This is a genomic window from Cupriavidus sp. 01L46, from assembly GCF_056399905.1.
Genome location: NZ_JBFTSF010000449.1, coordinates 1 through 3,761, shown reverse-complemented (window position 1 = coordinate 3,761; position 3,761 = coordinate 1). Strand labels below are relative to the sequence as shown.

The following is a 3,761-nucleotide window of genomic DNA, read 5'->3' as shown; positions in this document are numbered from 1 at the left end:
GGCCACCGCCCAGCGCCGCGTAAAGCAGCAAGGTGAGCAGGTTCGCACCCAGGAAAGCGCGCGAGCGGAACAGCGCGGGTGGCATCACCGGGTTGGCCACGCGGGCCTCCGCCAGCACGAACAGCCCGAGCGCAACCAAGCCGGCGGCAAACGGCATCCACACGRCCGGGTGGCCCCAGCCCCGCGCCGGCGACTCGATCAGGCCGTAGACCACGCCCCCCAGTCCCAACGCTGCGAGCAGGCTGCCGGGCCAGTCGAGTCCACCGGGATGCTGCGGCGCGCGGCTTTCCGGCACGCGCCAGAACACGATGGCCAGCACCGCCGCCGCCAGCGGCAGGTTGACCAGGAAGGCCGCGCGCCACGACAGATGCGCGATCAGCCAGCCGCCCACCACGGGCCCGAGCGCGGTGGTCATGGCGGTGGCGCCGGACCAGGTGCCGATGGCCTTGCCGCGCCGGCTCGCATCGAACGAGGCCGACAGCAACGCCAGGCTKCCCGGCACCAGCAGCGCCGCGCCCACGCCCTGCGCGGCCCGCGCGGCGACCAGGTGGCCGATATTGCCGGCCAGGCCGCACCAACCCGAGCTGGCCGCGAAAATCGCCACGCCCAGCGCAAACACGCGACGGCGCCCAAAGCGGTCACCGGAGGCGCCGCCCACCAGCAGCAAGGCTGCCAGCAGCAACGCATAGGCCTCCACCGCCCACTGCATGCCGCTCAGGCTCGCATCGAAATCCTTTTGCAGCGCGGGCAACGCCACGTTGACCACGGTGCCGTCGATAAAGGCCATGCTGGACGCCAGGATGGTGGCGGCCAGCACCCACGGTTCGTCGGCCCTRGCACAGGGCGGCCCGCCAGGGGCCGCCCGCAGTGCTGCGTCGTCGCACGGGCTCTGGGCCAGCGGTGTAGTGGGCATGTTCAGCGCTGGCTGTGCGGGCCCTYCACGCTGCCGCCGGGCCTGCCGGCTCCAGCGGCCCCAGCGGATGCAGCTCGCCCAGCATGGTCGGGATCAGCTCGGATACCGTTGGGTGGATATGCATGGCGCGCTGGACCACCGTGTACGGCGCGCGCGCATACATCGCGTCGAGGATGCAATGGATCACCTCGTCGCCGCCCACGCCCAGCACCGCCGCGCCAAGGATCTCGCGGCTGTCGGCATCCACCAGGATCTTCATGAAGCCTTGCGTTTCGCCTTTTTCCACCGCGCGGCCAACCCGCGTCATCGGCCGCATGCCAACCAGCACCTTGCGCCCGGACTGGCGCGCCTCGGCCTCGTTCATGCCGACGCGCCCCAGTGGCGGGTCGGTGTAGAGCGCATAGGCGGTGATGCGGTCGCCGAGCGTGCGGGGCGGCTCGCCGGATGCCGCGTCCAGCAGGTTGGCGGCGACGATCTCGAAGTCGTTGTAGGCGGTATGGGTAAAGGCGCCGCGCCCGTTGCAGTCGCCCATGGCCCAGATCCCGGGCACATTGGTGCGCAACTGTTCGTCCACCTGGATGTAGCCGCGCGCATCCACGGCGACGCCGGCGCGGTCCAGGCCAAGGTCGTCGGTATTGGGCCGCCGTCCCACCGCCAGCAGCACGTGCGAGCCGACAATCTCGGGCGCGCCTTGCGCGCAATCCATCTTCACCACGACCTCGGCGCCGCGCTGCTCCAGCGCGATGCACTCGGCGTCGAGGCGCAGCCCGATGCCMTCGGCGGCGAGGATGCCGCGCACGGCGTCGGACACGTCGGGATCCTCCCGCTCGATCAGGCGCGGGCCGCGCTGCACGATGGTGACCTCGCTGCCGAAGCGGCGAAACATCTGGCCGAACTCCAGCCCGATATAGCTGCCACCCACCACCAGCAGGTGCCGCGGCAAGGTGTCCACGCGCATCATCCCGGCGTTGGTCAGGTAGTCCACCTGTTCCAGCCCGGGCATCGGTGGCGCGGCGGCGCGCCCACCAACGTTGATGAAGATCTTGCCGGCCCGCAGCAGGGTGTCGTTCACGCGCACTGTGTCCGTGCCCTCGAAGCGCGCGTGCCCGAGATGGACGGTGCCGTGTTCCAGCGTGCGCACCCACGTTTCCACGCCGTGCGTGGACTTGCCGACGACGCCGTCCTTGCGTGCCTTGACGCGCGCCATATCCACCGTCAMAGGCCCGGTGGGCACCACGCCGTACTCAGCGCCGCGCCGGGCCAGGTTCGCCGCGTAGGCGCTCGCCACCATGGTCTTGGTGGGGATGCAGCCGGTGTTCACGCAGGTCCCGCCGAACGACTGGCGCTCGATGACGGCCACCTTCTGGCCGGCCGCGCTCAGGCGCGCCGCCAGTGGGGGGCCGGCCTGGCCGGTGCCGATGATGATGGCGTCGTAGTCGATTGTCATGGCCGGGGCTCCTGGGCATCACAGCATCACAGCATCRCCAGCGGGTGCGGGCCGTCCGGTGGCGGGAAGGCCGCGTCCAGCTCGGCCAGTTGCTGCGTGGAGAGTGCCAGCGCGAGCGCGCCGTGGTTCTCGCGCAGGCGCTCGCGGTGGCTGGTCTTGGGAATCGCGATGACGCCCTGCTGCGCCAGCAGCCAGCCCAGCGCTGCCTGCACCGGGCTGATGCCATGCTTCTGGGCAAAGTGGGCAAGCCGGGGATTGCGCAGCAGCGTGGCTTGCTCGATCGGCGAGTAGGCCATCAGGGCGACGCCATGCTCGCGCAGCCAGGGCAGCAAGTCCCACTCGATGCCGCGCCGCGTGAGGTTGTAGAGCAACTGGTTGGCTGCCACCTCCTTGCCGCCGGGCACGCGCCACAGCGCGCGCATATCGTCCAGGTCGAGGTTGCTGACGCCGAAGTGCCGGATCTTGCCCGCCTTGCGCAGCGCCATGAAGGCCTCCATGGTCTCCGCCAGCGGCACGCCGCCACGCCAGTGCAGCAGGTACAGGTCGAGGCGGTCGGTGCCCAGGCGGCGCAGGCTGCGCTCGCAGGCGGCCACCGCGCTGGTGCGCCCCGCGTTGTGCGGGTACACCTTGCTGACCAGGAAGACCTCGTCGCGCCGGCCGGCGATGGCTTCGCCGACCAGTTCCTCGGAGCGGCCATCGCCGTACATCTCGGCGGTGTCGATCAGGGTCAGGCCCAGGTCCAGCCCGAGACGCAGCGTGGCAAGCTCTTCCGCGCGCGCGGCCGGCAGGTCGCCCATGTTCCAGGTGCCCATGCCGAGCGCGGCAACGCTTTCGCCGCCGGGCAGACTCACGGTTTTCATGCGGTGTTCCGGTGGGAAGTGCAGTGTGGCGCAGCCGGCATGTAGCGCGCAAAGCACGCGCACACGGCCGGCTACCCACTCACACTAGGTAAGGACGGCGCGATCCACAAGGTGCGGCGCGCGCCGCCGCGTTCAGAGCAGGCCGGTCGCGTAGTAGACCGTGATCACGAAGAACACGGCCAGCGTCTTGATGACGGTCACCGCGAAAATGTCGCGGTAGGACTCCCGGTGCGTCAGGCCCGTCACCGCCAGCAGGGTGATCACGGCGCCGTTGTGCGGCAGCGTATCCATGCCGCCGCTGGCCATGGACACCACGCGGTGCAGCACCTCGAGCGGAATGCCGGCGGCCTGCGCGCCGTGGATGAAGGTGTCCGACATGGCGGCCAGCGCGATGCTCATGCCGCCCGAGGCCGAGCCGGTGATGCCCGCCAGCGTGCTGACAGACACGGCGGCATTGACCAGCGGGTTGGGGATGCTCTTGAGCGCATCGCTGACGACCAGGAAGCCGGGCAGCGCGGCGATCACGCCGCCGAAGCCATAC

The 3,761-nt window shown here is 70.5% G+C and carries 2 protein-coding genes and 2 pseudogenes; all 4 read right to left on the bottom strand.

Going from position 1 to position 3,761, the window contains the following annotated elements; translation table 11 throughout:
* The coding region (locus AC1DS3_RS36515) for an MFS transporter (RefSeq protein ID WP_477129122.1) at window positions 1–787 on the bottom strand (787 nt) is incomplete at its 3' end.
* A 187-nt stretch (window positions 788–974) separates the two neighbouring features.
* Window positions 975–2,360 (bottom strand): annotated as a pseudogene (locus tag AC1DS3_RS36510) (FAD-containing oxidoreductase); the annotation flags it as partial.
* Window positions 2,361–2,386: 26 nt separating this feature from the next.
* The gene (locus AC1DS3_RS36505) at window positions 2,387–3,220 is read right to left on the bottom strand and encodes an aldo/keto reductase (protein ID WP_477129121.1); all 834 of its coding nucleotides are present in this window, start codon (window positions 3,218–3,220) and stop codon (window positions 2,387–2,389) included.
* Between the two features lie 132 nt (window positions 3,221–3,352).
* A pseudogene (locus tag AC1DS3_RS36500) lies at window positions 3,353–3,761 on the bottom strand (GntP family permease); the annotation flags it as partial.